We start from the raw sequence: 14,451 nt of genomic DNA, 5'->3' as shown, positions 1-14,451 counted from the left end.
TATTCACTTGTCACTTCTGACTAGCTTATGGTATAGTGTACAAATCATTATCGAATAAAGGAAAGGTGGCGACAACAATCATGATGAAACCACAATCAGTCTATACATTCTCTTTCGTCACCTGCAACGAATAGAGAAAAATACACTCATTCTTTGTGAACCACAACAAAATTTAATAACAAATTAATCCCAGCAGTAGGAGACTGCTTATGAAGAAAAAATCAAGAATTAACCCAGTTGCTAAATATTATTGGCATAAAGCCACTGCGTACCCGCTATACCTAATAGGGCTTATAGTTTCTGTGCCTCTAACGATTGTCATAAATGCCTATTTGCCACCAATAATACTTGCCAATGTACTAGATAAACTAAGTGCTCGCAATTTTACACCTAATGACGTATTGGGTAGTTTTGGCGCAGATTTACTAATTTATGGGCTTTTAATCTTTACCGGTGCTATCATTTGGCGTGTCGTAGATTACTTTATGTGGCGTCTCGAAATTAGCGTTCAACAAAATATCGCTGAAGAAGTTTTTGACCATCTAGTAAAGCAAAGCTCGAATTTTCACGCTAATCATTTTGGAGGTTCGCTAGTTTCCGCAAACAACAAACTACTAGGCGGTTATATTCGCACCGCTGACACCACCATATTCGGAACATATCCTCTGATAATTGGCTTGGTTACGGTTAGTGTTATTTTGTGGCCTAAATCTCCACAATATGTTATTGCATTACTCGCGGGAACGATAGTATTCATAGTTGGAGCGCTACTAATCTCAAGACCAGTACGTAAGCTTAGTTCAAAATCTGCTAAAGCCGAAAGTAAACAAACTGGTTTCTTGGCAGATGCCATTACTAACATTATGGCAATAAAAAGTTTTGCCCGGCCAAATTTTGAAAGAAAGCGCTTTCATAAGGCAACGACTAATTCCAAAAACCATATGAGCCGTTTTGCGAGCATGCATCAAGTTCAAATGAACATCTTTGCACTGATCAGTCGAACGATGTCGCTCACGGCACTTTTAGTAGCTGTGATCGGGGTAGTAACGTTTAACGCCAACGTTGCTACCGTGTTTTTAATATTTAGCTACACTTCAACTATAATCGATCAGCTATTTGCATTTAGTAATAACGGCCTGCGTAACTATAATCGAGCTTTTGGTGATGCTTCCGAGATGGTTGATATCCTTAGCCAAACCCCAGAGATTTTAGATCCGATTAAACCTGAACCAGTAAAGATTACTTCTGGTAGTATTAACTTTAATGATGTTGCCTTCACTCATGATGGTTCAGATAGCGCAATCTTTAATGGCCTTAATTTAAAAATAAAACACGGCGAAAAGGTCGGGCTAGTAGGTCATTCTGGGTCTGGAAAGTCCACTCTTGTTCGACTACTACTCAGATTTAGCGACATAGATTCAGGAGAGATAACTATTGATGGTCAAAATATTGCTCGTATCAAACAGGACGACCTGCATAGTCACATTGCTTATGTCCCTCAGGAACCTTTATTGTTTCATCGAACTCTTGCAGACAACATCGCCTATGGTAACCCAGAAGCAGACCAAAAAGAGATAGAAGCTGTCGCTAAAATGGCCTATGCACACGAATTCATCAAAGATTTGCCAGATAAATATCAGACATTAGTTGGTGAACGTGGCGTTAAACTTAGCGGTGGCCAACGTCAGCGCGTAGCCATTGCTCGCACAATGATTAAAAATGCACCTATTATTGTTTTAGATGAAGCAACTAGCGCCCTTGATAGCGAAAGCGAAGCGTTGATTCAGGATGCTCTTTGGAAGTTAATGCAAAATAAAACTGCCATAGTAGTAGCTCATAGATTAAGTACTATTCAAAAAATGGATCGCATAATTGTGCTTGATAACGGCAAGATTATCGAGGAAGGCTCCCACAACGAACTCATCAATAAAAATGGTAAATATGCCGAGCTATGGGGTCGTCAGTCTGGTGGGTTCATCGAAGATTAACTCAAATAGCTCGCCATACATTTCATAACTCTTGCTCGTCACTAACCTTTAAGAACCTACGGTAAGCTCCGTAGGTTCTTATTTGTTAATGATATTCTTCTTGATCTAAGTGTCGTCTTCGGCAGACTTACCTTGTTCTGGAGTTTCTTCACCAGCTTCGGTTTGCTCAGAAGATTCGTCAGCCTCAGATTCTTCAGATTGTTGTGCCGGCGTTTCAATCACAGCTACAATTGGGTGTTCAGAATCAGTAATGATATCTACATTTTCAGGAGGCTTAATATCGCCAACCGATATTTTATCACCAACTTCTGCTAGTTTTTCAACATTAACCACTATTTCGTCTGGGATGTTTCTCGGGGTAGCTTCAATCTCTATATTCTCTAGTTGATGAAGTAGCATTAAGCCAGCTTTTTCTGCCTCGCTATCGCCTTCAAATCTTAATGGCACCTCTGTCTGAACTTTCTCGTTTTGTCTAACCGCATTAAACACAACATGCCTTAAGTCATTCTTGCGTGGATCAAGATCAACATCACGAATGATTGCTAGATACTTATCCTTGCCTACGGTCAGGTCGACAGGATGATGCTTGCCAGCCTTCTCATAAACTTTAGTTATTTCAATAAATGGAGCATCAACAATAATCGAATCTTTGCCATGATTGTGGATTACTGCCGGCACCCTACCTTCACGTCGTAAGGCTCTTACTTGTTTACCCACCACTTTCCGCTCACCTAAAGTTAGCGCGATAGTGTCTGAACTCATCAATCCCTCCGTTCTTTTATGTATCAGTTATTATACCCTAATTGCTTGTGTTTTTCTATACGTACTTTTCTATATATAATACTTATGAAAAGCTATAACTTGGTGATTGAATTATTACAACTTAAGCATTAAGAAGAACAATGAGGACTTTAAGGATATTGATACCTTAAGAAATACGTCTTCTAGATAATCCTTAGGTCTGGTCTGGCTTGGCGGAGAGATTCATTTTCAGTGTAGGTCAGACTCTTCAAATATAGGTATCCACCAATATTGTTTGGTAGGGTTAGTCCTTCGGCTCTGGTCAGTCTATAGAGATCAAGGTCTCCACCAACACTGCTTGGCAGGGTTAGTCCTTCGGCGCTGGTCAGGTTAGTGAGATAAAGACTTCCACCAATACTGTTTGGTAGGGTTAGTCCTTCGGCGCTGGTCAGGCCAGAGAGATCAAGGCTTCCACCAACACTGTTTGGTAAGGTTAATCCTTCAGCGGTGGTCAGGCTATAAAGACTAAGGTCTCCACCAATACTGTTTGGTAAGTTTAATCCTTCAGCGGTGGTCAGGCTATAAAGACTAAGGCTTCCACCAATACTGCTTGGCAAGGTTAGTCCTTCGGCGCTGGTCAGCCTATGGAAGTAAAGGCCTCCGCCAATACTGCTTGGCAAGGTTAGTCCTTCGGCGTTGGTCAGGCTATAGAGATCAAGGCTTCCACCAATACTGTTTGGCAAGGTTAATCCTTCGGCGCTGGTCAGGCTAGAGAGATTAAGGCTTCCGCCAATACTGTTTGGTAGGGTTAGTCCTTCGGCGCTGGTCAGGCTATAGAGATCAAGGCTTCCACCAACACTGTTTGGCAGAGTTAGTCCTTCGGCGCTGGTCAGGCCAGAGAGATTAAGACCTCCACCAATATTGTTTGGCAGGGTTAGTCCTTCGGCGCTGGTCAGGCCAGAGAGATTAAGACCTCCACCAATACTATTTGGCAGGGTTAGTCCTTCGGCGCTGGTCAGGCCAGAGAGATTAAGACCTCCACCAATACTATTTGGCAAGGTTAGTCCTTCGGCGCTGGTCAGGCCAGAGAGATTAAGACCTCCACCAATACTGTTTGGTAGAGTTAGTCCTTCGGCGCTGGTCAGGCTGTGGAGATCAAGGTTTCCACCAACACTGTTTGGTAGGGTTAGTCCTTCGGCGCTGGTCAGGCTATAGAGATCAAGGCTTCCACCAACACTGTTTGGCAGAGTTAGTCCTTCGGCGCTGGTCAGGCTGTGGAGATCAAGGTATCCACCAACACTGTTTGGTAGGGTTAGTCCTTCGGCACTGGTCAGGCTATAGAGATCAAGGCCTCCATAATGGTAAACGATTGGTTGTTCTGGTGTTCCACTGAGGGCTTCTTCCCGGGTTAAGCTAATTTGTTGTGGTGGTATGTCAAGAAGCATTGAAAGATCAGCGCGAGTGTCTCTGTCTTGTAGTAGTTGTTCGATTCTTGGGTCTTTTTCATAGCCAAAGCCATTAATTGGATTGTCTATTTCGTAGAGGAATCTTAGGTCCTCTGTTGTTAGTTCACTACCACCGGCCTTACGTTCATCGATTTCGGTGAGTCGCTTCATATCGCTAGCTTTCTTTTGGTATTGTTCACCGTCTGGGAATTCTTGCATCTTTTCGCTTACCACATCAGCAATGAATGGATCTATTTCTTGGTCGGGGGCTATGCCTCTTACTTCGGCTATAGAGCTATCTTGCATCCTAATAGCTACTCTAGGTATTGTTGGGTTACCGTCTTGGTCAATAGAATAGTAAACATAGAAGTCACCTGTAGATAGTTGATTCCTGGCAGTTTCTATACCTGCTGTGCACCACTCTAGGGGGTGACCTTCTAGGCTATCTACTAAGGGTTGGGCATCACTACCTTGATCATACTTAACCCATTGTCCTCTGGTTTCTCTAAGTCCTTCAGTTGAATAGGCTGGTAGTTCAGATAAGAACTGAGCATACAACTTAGAGAAGCTTTCAGAAGATACTAGTTGAGCAAAGTCACTGTCGTTTAGCTTAGTACTAGTATTGTCGATTGGCTGTCTTTCTTTCTTAGGTATTCCTCTTTGGCTAGCCTTAGCTTCAATAGCTGAAAGGGTTAAAGCTAGAGCTCTGGGGTTGAGTGGTGGGAATGGAGATACAGTATCTTCTGTTCGTCTAGCAAAGCGAGTTGTTTCGTGTTCTACTCCATGTTCATCAGTTGTTGTGTTCTTTTCTAGTTTGCCCATTTTAGTAATGCTAGTAAATGCCCAGTACTTAAGCCACATTGGGTAGACAGCATCAGGACTGGAAAGATAGTCTACCCAACGATCTAGGCTTTCTTCTTGGTTAGAGATAATTTCTTTTGTTTTAGCTTGTCTGAACTCATCGGTTATTGGTATATCACCATAACCCATATTCCTGGCTATTTGAGCTTCTAGTGCAAAGGCAGACTCTGGAACTTGCTCTGGCTTGATAACATATTGTCTATGGTAACTATTCTTAATACGTTCTAGTACTCTTGGGTCATCACGATGACCTTGATGAGTACGTTCTAGTACTTTCATCCAGTCATCTATTTTATCTATAGGCTTGGTGTGTACTTCTGAATCTAGTTCGTGAGCTGGAATAGTACTTACAGCTTCAGACTCAGTTATATCTTCTGGTAGAAAGGAATCCTCTAGATCATGGCTTAGTCTTCTAGCTCTTCTTATTTGTTCTTGATTGACTGGGTCTGATTGATGTAGTGTACTGTATTGCTGATGGAGGAATTGAGCACCTTGGCGAGATAAATGATTTTCTGACATTAGGTATATATTAGCATGGGGAGAGATACGTGTGGAGTAATGCATGTTATTACTAGACTAAATCATGATAAAAAGATAACCTTATATATATGGCTTTAGACATTGATGGTGCAATTTTGGGTAGTGGCCTAATTGCTATTGGGGCGACAGTATTTGCAGAGTCTGGACTATTGATTGGATTCTTTCTGCCCGGCGATACCTTGCTCCTTGGTGCCGGTATCTTAGCATCACAAGGTAGCTTACCAATAGGCTGGTTGCTAATAGTGGTTATTGTTTGTGCAATATTAGGCGATAATGTTGGCTACTCGATTGGACATAGCACCGGAAAAAAGTTGCTCAAAAAGAAAGACAGTATATTGTTTCAAAAAGAGCATATTGAGCGAGCCGAAAGGTTTTATGAAAAACACGGAGGCAAGACGATTATACTGGCTCGCTTTGTGCCCATGGTACGAACTTTTGCGCCAGTAGTTGCTGGTATGGGTAATATGTCCAGGCAACGGTTCTTAGCCTTCAATATTATTGGAGGAGTTCTATGGGGTGGTGGCGTAACTTTATTTGGCTACTTTTTGGGCAACAGAATGCCCTGGATACAAGAATATATAGATATTGTTCTTATTGGTATTATCGCTATTAGTCTCCTGGCATCTATGGCTCATTTATTTAAAAAGCCCGGAACTCGTCAATTATTTATGTTAAAAGTTAAACTTGCGCTGAATAGTATAAAGTTAAAAAAATCCAACTAGAGTATTTGCTTTAAGAATTGTCCGGTATATGATTCTTTAACCCTAGCGACCTGTTCTGGTGTACCCTTGGCAATTATCTGCCCCCCGCCAGCACCGCCATTTGGCCCCATATCAATCAAATAATCTGCAGACTTAACAACATCCAAATTATGCTCAATAATAATCATGCTATTGCCAGCATCAACAAGGGCGTGCAATACACCTAGTAATTTATCAACATCGGCAATATGTAGTCCCGTTGTTGGCTCGTCAAGAATATACAAAGTTCTGCCGGTTGGCCTTCTAGAAAGTTCGCTAGCAAGCTTAATACGCTGTGCCTCTCCGCCAGATAATGTTGTGGCTGATTGTCCCAACGTAATATAACCTAGCCCAACATCTACTAACGTTTGGAGCTTGCGCGCAATAGCAGGAATATTGCTGAAAAAATCTAAGGCTACTTCACAGGTCATATCCAGAACATCACTAATATCTTTTCCTTTAAAATGAATTTCTAGTGCCTCACGATTGTAGCGCTTGCCCTTGCAAACTTCACATGGCACATACACATCAGGCAAAAAGTGCATTTCTATCTTAATAATTCCATCTCCCGCACAATTTTCGCACCGCCCACCCTTAACATTAAAACTGAACCTTCCTGGGTTGTAACCCCGCAATTTAGCTTCTGGAACACTGGCAAATAATTCCCTAATTGGAGTAAAAACACCGGTGTAGGTTGCTGGATTTGACCGAGGCGTTCGACCAATTGGCGATTGATCAATAATAATTGCTTTATCTAACTGTTTAATACCCTCTATATCGTCGTGCTTGCCAGCAACCGTATTGGCTCGATGCAATCTAGCAAGCAATTCTTTGGCTAGAATATCATTAATTAAGGTTGACTTTCCGGATCCAGAAACACCACTCACTACAACTAGTTCTCCGAGTGGAATTTCAACCTGAAGATTTTTCAAATTGTTTTCTTTTGCGCCCTTAATGATTAATGATTTTCCGTTTCCAGGGCGTCGCTTCTTTGGTGTATTGATCTTCTTTTTTCCAACCAAATATTGCCCGGTTATACTTGCTGAATTACTTGCTACTTCTTGTGGCGTTCCTTGAGCGACAATTTTCCCTCCATTAAGGCCAGCCCCGGGACCGATATCAATTAAATAATCAGCTGTGCGAATTGTATCTTCATCATGCTCAACAACAATAACGGTATTACCAAGATCGCGCAGATGCATCAAGGTTTTTATCAACCGTTCATTATCACGCTGATGCAAACCAATCGATGGCTCATCAAGCACATACAGTACACCCATCAAACCCGACCCAATTTGCGTCGCCAACCTGATTCTTTGCGCTTCACCACCAGACAACGTATTTGCACTACGCAGTAAATTAAGATAATTTAGGCCGACATCTCTTAAGAATTCTAATCTTGAACGAATTTCTTTGAGTATTTGTTGTGCAATATGCAAATCCGTTTCATTTAGTTTAATGTTAGAAAAATAGTTACAAGCATCGTCAATTGATAGCTCGCATATATCCATAATTGATTTTTTGTTGATGGTCACCGCTAACACTTCTGGTTTAAGTCGTTTACCCTGACAGGCATGACAAGGACGTTCCTGCATAAATCTTTCAATATCACGCCGAATAAAGTCACTCTCTGTTTCTTTATGTCGTCTCTCGAGGTTTGGAACTACGCCCTCAAAAACAGATTCATAAAATCGTCCGCCACCAAGCGCAATCTTATATTTTTTATTGCCAGTACCGTACAAAATCCTTTGAATATTAGCTGGAGAAATTTCACCTGTTGGTACATGGATACTAAAATCGTATTCCTCGCCAACTGCCTGTATCTTCTTCATATACCAAGCGTCAACATTTATTCGGTTAAAAGGTCTTATTGCACCTTCTGCTAATGTTAGCCGACCATTTGGAATAACTAAGTCTGGGTCAACTTCTAACCTTGAGCCCAGTCCAGTACAAACCGAACACGCCCCATGCGGACTATTAAAGCTAAAGGTGCGAGGCTCTAGCTCTGGAATAAGAACTTCAGGATGATCAACACAAGCATACATCAGAGTATGAGTAGATTCTGTCTCGGTATCAGCATTGAAGACCTTAACCTTCCCGTCTGCAATGTCTAGCGCCTGCTCAATAGATTGACTCATACGTCCTTGATTTGCGTCATTACAAATCAATCTATCTGCAACTATCTCAATAGTGTGCTTCTTGGCCTTGTCTAGCTCTGGGAACTCATCTAAAGAATAGATAACGCCATCAACACGCACTCTGGCAAAACCTGCTCGTTGATATTGCTCGGGAATATGTTCAAAAGCACCTTTTTTATCAATTACAATCGGCGCAAGCACAATTAATCTTTGGTCACGGTTATTCGAGCTAATTGTGTCGACAATCGCCTGAATAGTCTGCTTCGTGACCGGCTTACCACATATTGGGCAATGAGGTGTTCCAATTCTAGCGAACAACAATCTCAGATAATCATAAATCTCCGTGACCGTTGCAACTGTCGAACGTGGATTTCTACTAGTTGACTTTTGGTCGATACTAATTGCCGGACTAAGCCCCGTAATCTGATCAACATCTGGCTTCTCCATTAAACCTAAGAATTGCCTGGCATAAGAGCTTAACGATTCAACATAACGACGCTGGCCTTCGGCATAGATCGTATCAAAAGCTAGGCTTGATTTTCCAGAACCACTCAGACCTGTAATCACCACTAATTTATCTCGCGGAATCTTTAGTGAGATATTTTTTAGATTATGCTCTCGTGCACCTTTAACTTCAATTTCGTTATGCATAAAGTCAATAAATTATACGCTAAAATTGATATTTTTTCTAGTGTTATATTTCTTGTTGGAGTGTAAATTTTATCGGGTTAAGCTCTACCTCAATAGGTAAAAGTTCTTGAACAGACTCAACAACCTCATTCATAGACTCTTTTGGTACATCACGAAAGATTCGTCCCACCGTCATGTGTGGAATATATGTACTATATGGGTATCTAAATCTGCTTAGACTAGTGCTTATCCCGTCCACACAAATAGCGTGCTCTCTAACCAAAAACTCTGCCTCGTCAGTTGCTTGATCTGGAATTAATGCAAGCTTGCGAGCATTTTCCCCTTCGGCGTCTGCATCACCGACTCTTACGACGTTACTGAAGTTTATCGTTAAGTTTCTGTCTGCCAGATCTAATCTGCCGATCTCATCCTGTATTCTGCCCCGAATTCTCCCAACATCTTGTTTTGTCCAGCGAATTCGATGTTTCTTGGCATAATCAGAAGCCAAGCGTCTTTCTAGTACGCTAATGCCAGTTTTATCAACATGATCGTATAATCTAAATAAATCTTTAGTTCTAGGCTCCCCAAAACTATCAAACTTTGGCTCGCCAGTTCTTTCGTCAAACACTGCTACACTCGGCAGTATATTCCTGAGCGCATGTTTCATGTCATCAAAGAAAAAAGCCAAAGTATCACAATCTGTCGCAATGTGTCTTGCTCCAAACTCTGGGTAAAATGAACGTTCATGACGCAAACTTGAGCGTTGTGTATTTTTTCTCCCCATGTTAAGCATTATTATAATAGCTTTCTGGATTATCTGCATAGTGTACTTTACTCTACAATACAAACCCGTATTGACATTTATATCGCCAATCTCTCAGTAGTCCACCAAAAAAATATACTACACCATATTCTCCCTCTTTATGAGGACAGTCCTCAGAGACCAATCTCTCAGGAATCCACCAAAAACATACTACACCATATTTTCCCTCTTTATGAGGACAGTCCTCAGAGACTATATTTTCCCTCTTTATGAGGACAGTCCTCAGAGAATAGCTTTTTATGGTTTTATCTTGCTCTATCTCAACCCCGTATTAGGACTTCCTACAGCTAGTGTAGCTAGGCCTACTGGGTCTACTATGGTTCCGTTAGTGGTGTTGTCTATGTCTAGTTGTTGTCCGTCAGTAACTTGGTAGGTTACTTTGGTTACTGGTTTATTGTCTATAGTTAGGTTAGTTAGTGTAGGGTTAGCTATAGTAAGGAAAGAGTTATTGTTAGGGTTATGTTTTCTTAGTACATAGTTAGTACTATCTAGGTTGTAGTAGTAGAGATTTATGGTAGCAGTAAAGCCCGGGGTATTACAGTCAGTAGTGAAGTTAGTTAGTCCTACTGGATAGTTATAGCCAGAGTCTTTTATAGTTAGGTTATCTTCACTAGTTGTAGTAGTGGTAGTGATACTACATTCACTGGATGTTTGGAGTACTACATAGCTATTGGTTACTGGGTTAACATAGCTAGCTACATTAGCTTGAGTACTATCGGCTATACCATCATTGTTAGCATCGCCAGAGTTGGGGGCAGAGTTTTCGATGGTGTCGGGGATACCGTCGGAGTCGGAGGAAGATTCTTCTGGGGTTTCAGGTTCTTCGCTAGGATAGGCAAACTTTTGGATGCGGCTGTTGAGGAACTCGGAGACATATAAATTGTCAAAATTATCTATGTGTAGCCCTGCGCCATACATAATAATAAACTCACCATCAGCCGAGCCAAGGGTGCCCCATTTGGCTAGGAAGGTGCCATTAGAGTCGAACTTTTGGATGCGGTTGTTGCCAGTATCAGCTACATAGACATTGCCAAAGGAGTCGGTGGTTATATCATATGGAATAATAAACTCCCCGTCAGCTGAACCATTACTGCCCCACTTGGTTAGGAAGGTGCCGTTAGCATCGAACTTCTGGATACGGTTGTTGCCAGAATCAGCTACATAGACATTGCCGGAGGAGTCGGTGGTGATGCCATAAGGATAGCTAAACTCCCCATCGGCTGAGCCACTACTACCCCACTTGGTTAGGAAGGTGCCGGAGGAGTTGAACTTTTGGATGCGGTGGTTGCCAGCATCTGCTACATAGACATTACCAGAGGAGTCGGTGGTGATGCCATAAGGATAGCTAAACTCCCCATCGGCTGAGCCACTACTACCCCACTTGGCTAGGAAGGTGCCGGAGCTATCAAACTTTTGGATGCGGCTGTTACCTGCATCGGCTACATAGACATTACCGGAGGAGTCGGTGGTAATGCCGTCAGGATAGCTAAACTGACCATCGGCTGAGCCATTACTGCCCCACTTGGCAAGAAAGGTGCCATTAGAGTCGAACTTTTGGATGCGGTGGTTATACATTTCGACTACATAGACATTACCAGAAGAGTCAGTTGTTATATCGTAAGGACGATCAAATTCCCCATCGCCTGAGCCAGAGGCGCCCCACTTGGCTAGGAAGGTGCCGGAGGAATTGAACTTTTGGATGCGGTTGTTATACATTTCAGCTACATAGATATTGCCGGAGGAGTCGGTGGTGATGCCAGAAGGGCCATCAAACTCACCATCAGCCGAACCATAACTGCCCCACTTGGCCAGGAAGGTACCGGAGCTATCAAACTTTTGAATACGGTTGTTGCCCTTATCGGCCACATAGACATTGCCAGCGGAGTCGGTGGTGATGCCTCTAGGGCTTCTGAATACTCCATCTCCATTACCCTTAGTCCAAACATGTTCTGGCACATCAGTAGGTAGTGGTGTGGCGTTGGCTGTGCTGGTAGTTAATGGTATTAGGGTGGTTATGGTGAATAGTAGGGATAGTATTAGGTAGTTTATAGTTTTTAGTTTGTTTGTTGATATAGATAGTTTCGTTAGAAGGTTTTTCATGGTTAGTTTATTTATTACACCCCTCTTAGTAAAGTTTTGTTAACTTAATTATTTAATAGTTTGCTTAATGTGCTACTTAGTAAATAATATACACTTTATATTTATAGTGTTTATGGTAATACATTGTGCTTCTCTAGTCAAATAAAATTTATATCTTTTTGATTTGCTTCATTTATAACCATGTGGCCTTTAGTTTATGCCATTAACCACTGATTTGATAAAATATATAGACATGCAACTTGAGCACAAAGATATTAAGAAGGCGCTCCATAAAGAAAGATCTCTGCCAAAAAAAATTGGGGTTGATATTCTTGGAGTGCTTCTAATTATTGCGTCGGGGTTGGTTGGATGGCTTCCCGGTCCTGGTGGCATACCATTATTCTTAGGTGGCCTGGCACTGCTTGCCAGCAATCATGAATGGGCAGAAAGACTCATCAACAGTCTAGGGCATCACGGCAATCGTTTGTCTGAGATTATTTTTAGCGAAAAACCTAGAGTACAATTAATTTTTGATATCATATCTTTTCTGTTATTCACGCTTAGCTGTTATGTTATTTCTACCACTCGATCAACGTTTTTTAAAGTTTTGTTTTCTGGCTTGATGTTTACGAGTATTTGGCTGTTCATTGGAAACCGCAAGAGGTTACAGAGAATTTCAAAACAAATTAAACAAAAGCGCCAAAAATAAATCATTAGCGTTTTACAATATACTTGACTTTTTTACAACTAGGTGTAGAATACACTCAAAAGGAGTGGACTTATGTTGGAGTTCTTAGTATTGGGGCATATCCCTGGCACAAACTTAGAAATTACATTATTTTGGTACTTGCTTGTTGGGCTAGCACTTTCTATTAGCGTGTTAGTGTTTTACCATAAAACCCATTCAACAAAGCGCCGTAATAAAGAATCGACTCAATTACAGCTTTTTAGCTAAGGTCTGGTAATATACTCTCTCCGTAAAGCTTTAAATCTTCTAGTAGATACCTTTGCTTTTTAATTAGTGTCTTGTTATTTGCAAGCTCCTCGATACGCGAAAAGTACTTACTTACACGGCTTTGCTCGTCTCCATCAAAAAATTTATGCTTTCTGTACTCGTCCCACTGCTGTATGTCCTGAGCATCTAATTTGTCGCTGAAGTTTCGTGCTTTATATAGTAGCCACAATGCGTTAAGTCTATTGTCACTAAAGTCTGGTGGTTTATTGTTAATTAATGAACTATCTATTTTTTGAATCTGTTCCATTTTGGGCTTATCTATCGGCTTAAAAAATCCATCATACAATTGGCCATCAACAAGCTTTTGGTCTGCTTGCCACGCCAACTGTTGCTGTTTATTCATTATTTCTAAAGCCTTCAGTACTGAAATTACAAATTTTTTGTTATTACTGAGTATTTGATGATGTTTGACTATTTCGTCCATATCGAATTTCAATCGTTGTTTTGACTGATCATCCAACACAGCGCTAGGAGCAACAGCAGGGCATCGATTATATTGCAGTGTTTTAATTGGCAGTCTTGGTTCTTGACTGTCTTTCTTCCATTTCCAGGCCTCTACTAGCTGATTAGCAGGCATGTTCAACCAAGGAGTCGGATCAAATCGCAAATCATACACCAATGCGCCAGATTTAGGGTTATCCGCCAGATAGACTGCTATTGTTGTTTTCTCAAAATCACCACTATATTTACCGCTAGAATACACAAATCGATCGCCCGATTTTACAAGACGCTCTACTTCATTTTTGTCACGCATCTTTAGTAAATACTTAAAGAGTCGTGGTTGCCTTTCGTTTAACATTTTAGCCACACTAATGGTGGCTCGAACATCACTCAATGCATCATGGGCATTTTGATGATCTAAATTGTTAATACTAGTTAGTAACTCTAACCGATTAGTCGGTTTACCCTCTGAATCAACTGGCCACATGATGTTTTCTGGGCGTAATGCTCTAGTCATTCTTGTCAAATCTAACAAGTCCCATCTACTACATCCGTTCTGCCAGTGCCACTGGTAAGCATCGTAGTAGTTACGGTAGTGCAAGTATCTCATGAACTCGTCATCAAACCTTACAGTATTGAAGCCAACAAATATTGTTCCAGGCAAGGTAATTTCTTTATGAAATAGCTTCAAAAATTCTACTTCTGTTAATCCGTCATCGATAGTCTGCTGAGGGGTTATGCCAGTTACTAAAATTGCATCTGGATCTGGCAAGACATCTTCTGTTAACTTTATTAGGATATTAAACGGATCGCCGATTGGATTCATTGACAAATCTGTACGCTGGCCAGCAAATTGCATAATCCGTTGTTCCCTAGGATTTATGCCACTAGTCTCTAAATCATAGAAAAAGAATGTCTCCTGCATACCGAATAGTGTACCACTTTTTATATCTGATGCTGATGATATGACTCGCAAAAATTACCAAAACGTTATATGATTTATATAGCTT

Annotated in this window: 9 protein-coding genes; 3 read left to right on the top strand and 6 right to left on the bottom strand. The window is 41.3% G+C overall.

The annotated features are described in order from the left end of the window. Positions 1-209: 209 nt before the first annotated feature. Entirely contained in the window at positions 210-1,988 is a 1,779-nt protein-coding gene (locus tag H6793_03260; GenBank protein ID USN95326.1) for an ABC transporter ATP-binding protein, read from the top strand. Between the two features lie 105 nt (positions 1,989-2,093). Here the strand turns inward: H6793_03260 and H6793_03255 are convergent, their stop codons facing one another. Together H6793_03255 and H6793_03250 are read right to left on the bottom strand one after the other, a co-directional pair. Beyond that, positions 2,094-2,750, bottom strand: a complete 657-nt coding sequence (locus tag H6793_03255; protein ID USN95325.1) for a 50S ribosomal protein L25 — start codon at positions 2,748-2,750, stop codon at positions 2,094-2,096. A 182-nt stretch (positions 2,751-2,932) separates the two neighbouring features. Next, positions 2,933-5,554: a hypothetical protein gene (locus H6793_03250; GenBank protein USN95324.1), complete on the bottom strand. Its 2,622-nt coding sequence runs from the start codon at positions 5,552-5,554 to the stop codon at positions 2,933-2,935. Between the two features lie 89 nt (positions 5,555-5,643). Here H6793_03250 and H6793_03245 point away from each other — a divergent pair, with 89 nt between their 5' ends. Beyond that, entirely contained in the window at positions 5,644-6,297 is a 654-nt protein-coding gene (locus tag H6793_03245) for a VTT domain-containing protein (protein ID USN95323.1), read from the top strand. Here H6793_03245 and uvrA read toward each other — a convergent pair. From uvrA to H6793_03230, 3 genes are all read right to left on the bottom strand, one after another. Further along, positions 6,294-9,104 carry an excinuclease ABC subunit UvrA gene (gene uvrA, locus H6793_03240; GenBank protein ID USN95322.1) on the bottom strand — a complete coding sequence of 937 codons (2,811 nt, stop codon included), beginning with the start codon at positions 9,102-9,104 and terminating at the stop codon, positions 6,294-6,296. The two genes, H6793_03245 and uvrA, sit on opposite strands and share 4 nt — an antisense overlap. Positions 9,105-9,147: 43 nt before the next feature. Beyond that, positions 9,148-9,867 carry a hypothetical protein gene (locus H6793_03235; protein ID USN95321.1) on the bottom strand — a complete coding sequence of 240 codons (720 nt, stop codon included), beginning with the start codon at positions 9,865-9,867 and terminating at the stop codon, positions 9,148-9,150. Between the two features lie 294 nt (positions 9,868-10,161). Further along, positions 10,162-12,006 carry a hypothetical protein gene (locus H6793_03230; protein USN95320.1) on the bottom strand — a complete coding sequence of 615 codons (1,845 nt, stop codon included), beginning with the start codon at positions 12,004-12,006 and terminating at the stop codon, positions 10,162-10,164. A 196-nt stretch (positions 12,007-12,202) separates the two neighbouring features. Here H6793_03230 and H6793_03225 point away from each other — a divergent pair, with 196 nt between their 5' ends. Then, positions 12,203-12,694: a hypothetical protein gene (locus tag H6793_03225; GenBank protein USN95319.1), complete on the top strand. Its 492-nt coding sequence runs from the start codon at positions 12,203-12,205 to the stop codon at positions 12,692-12,694. 238 nt (positions 12,695-12,932) lie between these two features. Here the strand turns inward: H6793_03225 and sbcB are convergent, their stop codons facing one another. Continuing rightward, a complete protein-coding gene (sbcB, locus tag H6793_03220) occupies positions 12,933-14,366 on the bottom strand; it encodes an exodeoxyribonuclease I (GenBank protein USN95318.1) in 1,434 nt (477 codons plus the stop codon). Positions 14,367-14,451 lie beyond the last annotated feature (85 nt).

Source organism: Candidatus Nomurabacteria bacterium (assembly GCA_023898625.1).
Classification (GTDB): Bacteria; Patescibacteriota; Saccharimonadia; order Saccharimonadales; family JAGQNJ01; genus HK-STAS-PATE-36.
Note: the sequence above shows the minus strand (reverse complement) of the source record. Positions and strands in the feature narration are given on the sequence as shown.

What these genes read in the sequence shown, in the direction of transcription:
- H6793_03235 (USN95321.1), bottom strand. Translation starts at nt 9,867, where the DNA reads ATGGGGAGAAAAAATACACAACGCTCAAGTTTGCGTCATGAACGTTCA.
- H6793_03255 (USN95325.1), bottom strand. Translation starts at nt 2,750, where the DNA reads ATGAGTTCAGACACTATCGCGCTAACTTTAGGTGAGCGGAAAGTGGTG.
- H6793_03245 (USN95323.1), top strand. Translation starts at nt 5,644, where the DNA reads ATGGCTTTAGACATTGATGGTGCAATTTTGGGTAGTGGCCTAATTGCT.
- H6793_03250 (USN95324.1), bottom strand. Translation starts at nt 5,554, where the DNA reads ATGTCAGAAAATCATTTATCTCGCCAAGGTGCTCAATTCCTCCATCAG.
- uvrA (USN95322.1), bottom strand. Translation starts at nt 9,104, where the DNA reads ATGCATAACGAAATTGAAGTTAAAGGTGCACGAGAGCATAATCTAAAA.
- H6793_03225 (USN95319.1), top strand. Translation starts at nt 12,203, where the DNA reads ATGCCATTAACCACTGATTTGATAAAATATATAGACATGCAACTTGAG.
- H6793_03260 (USN95326.1), top strand. Translation starts at nt 210, where the DNA reads ATGAAGAAAAAATCAAGAATTAACCCAGTTGCTAAATATTATTGGCAT.
- H6793_03230 (USN95320.1), bottom strand. Translation starts at nt 12,006, where the DNA reads ATGAAAAACCTTCTAACGAAACTATCTATATCAACAAACAAACTAAAA.
- sbcB (USN95318.1), bottom strand. Translation starts at nt 14,366, where the DNA reads ATGCAGGAGACATTCTTTTTCTATGATTTAGAGACTAGTGGCATAAAT.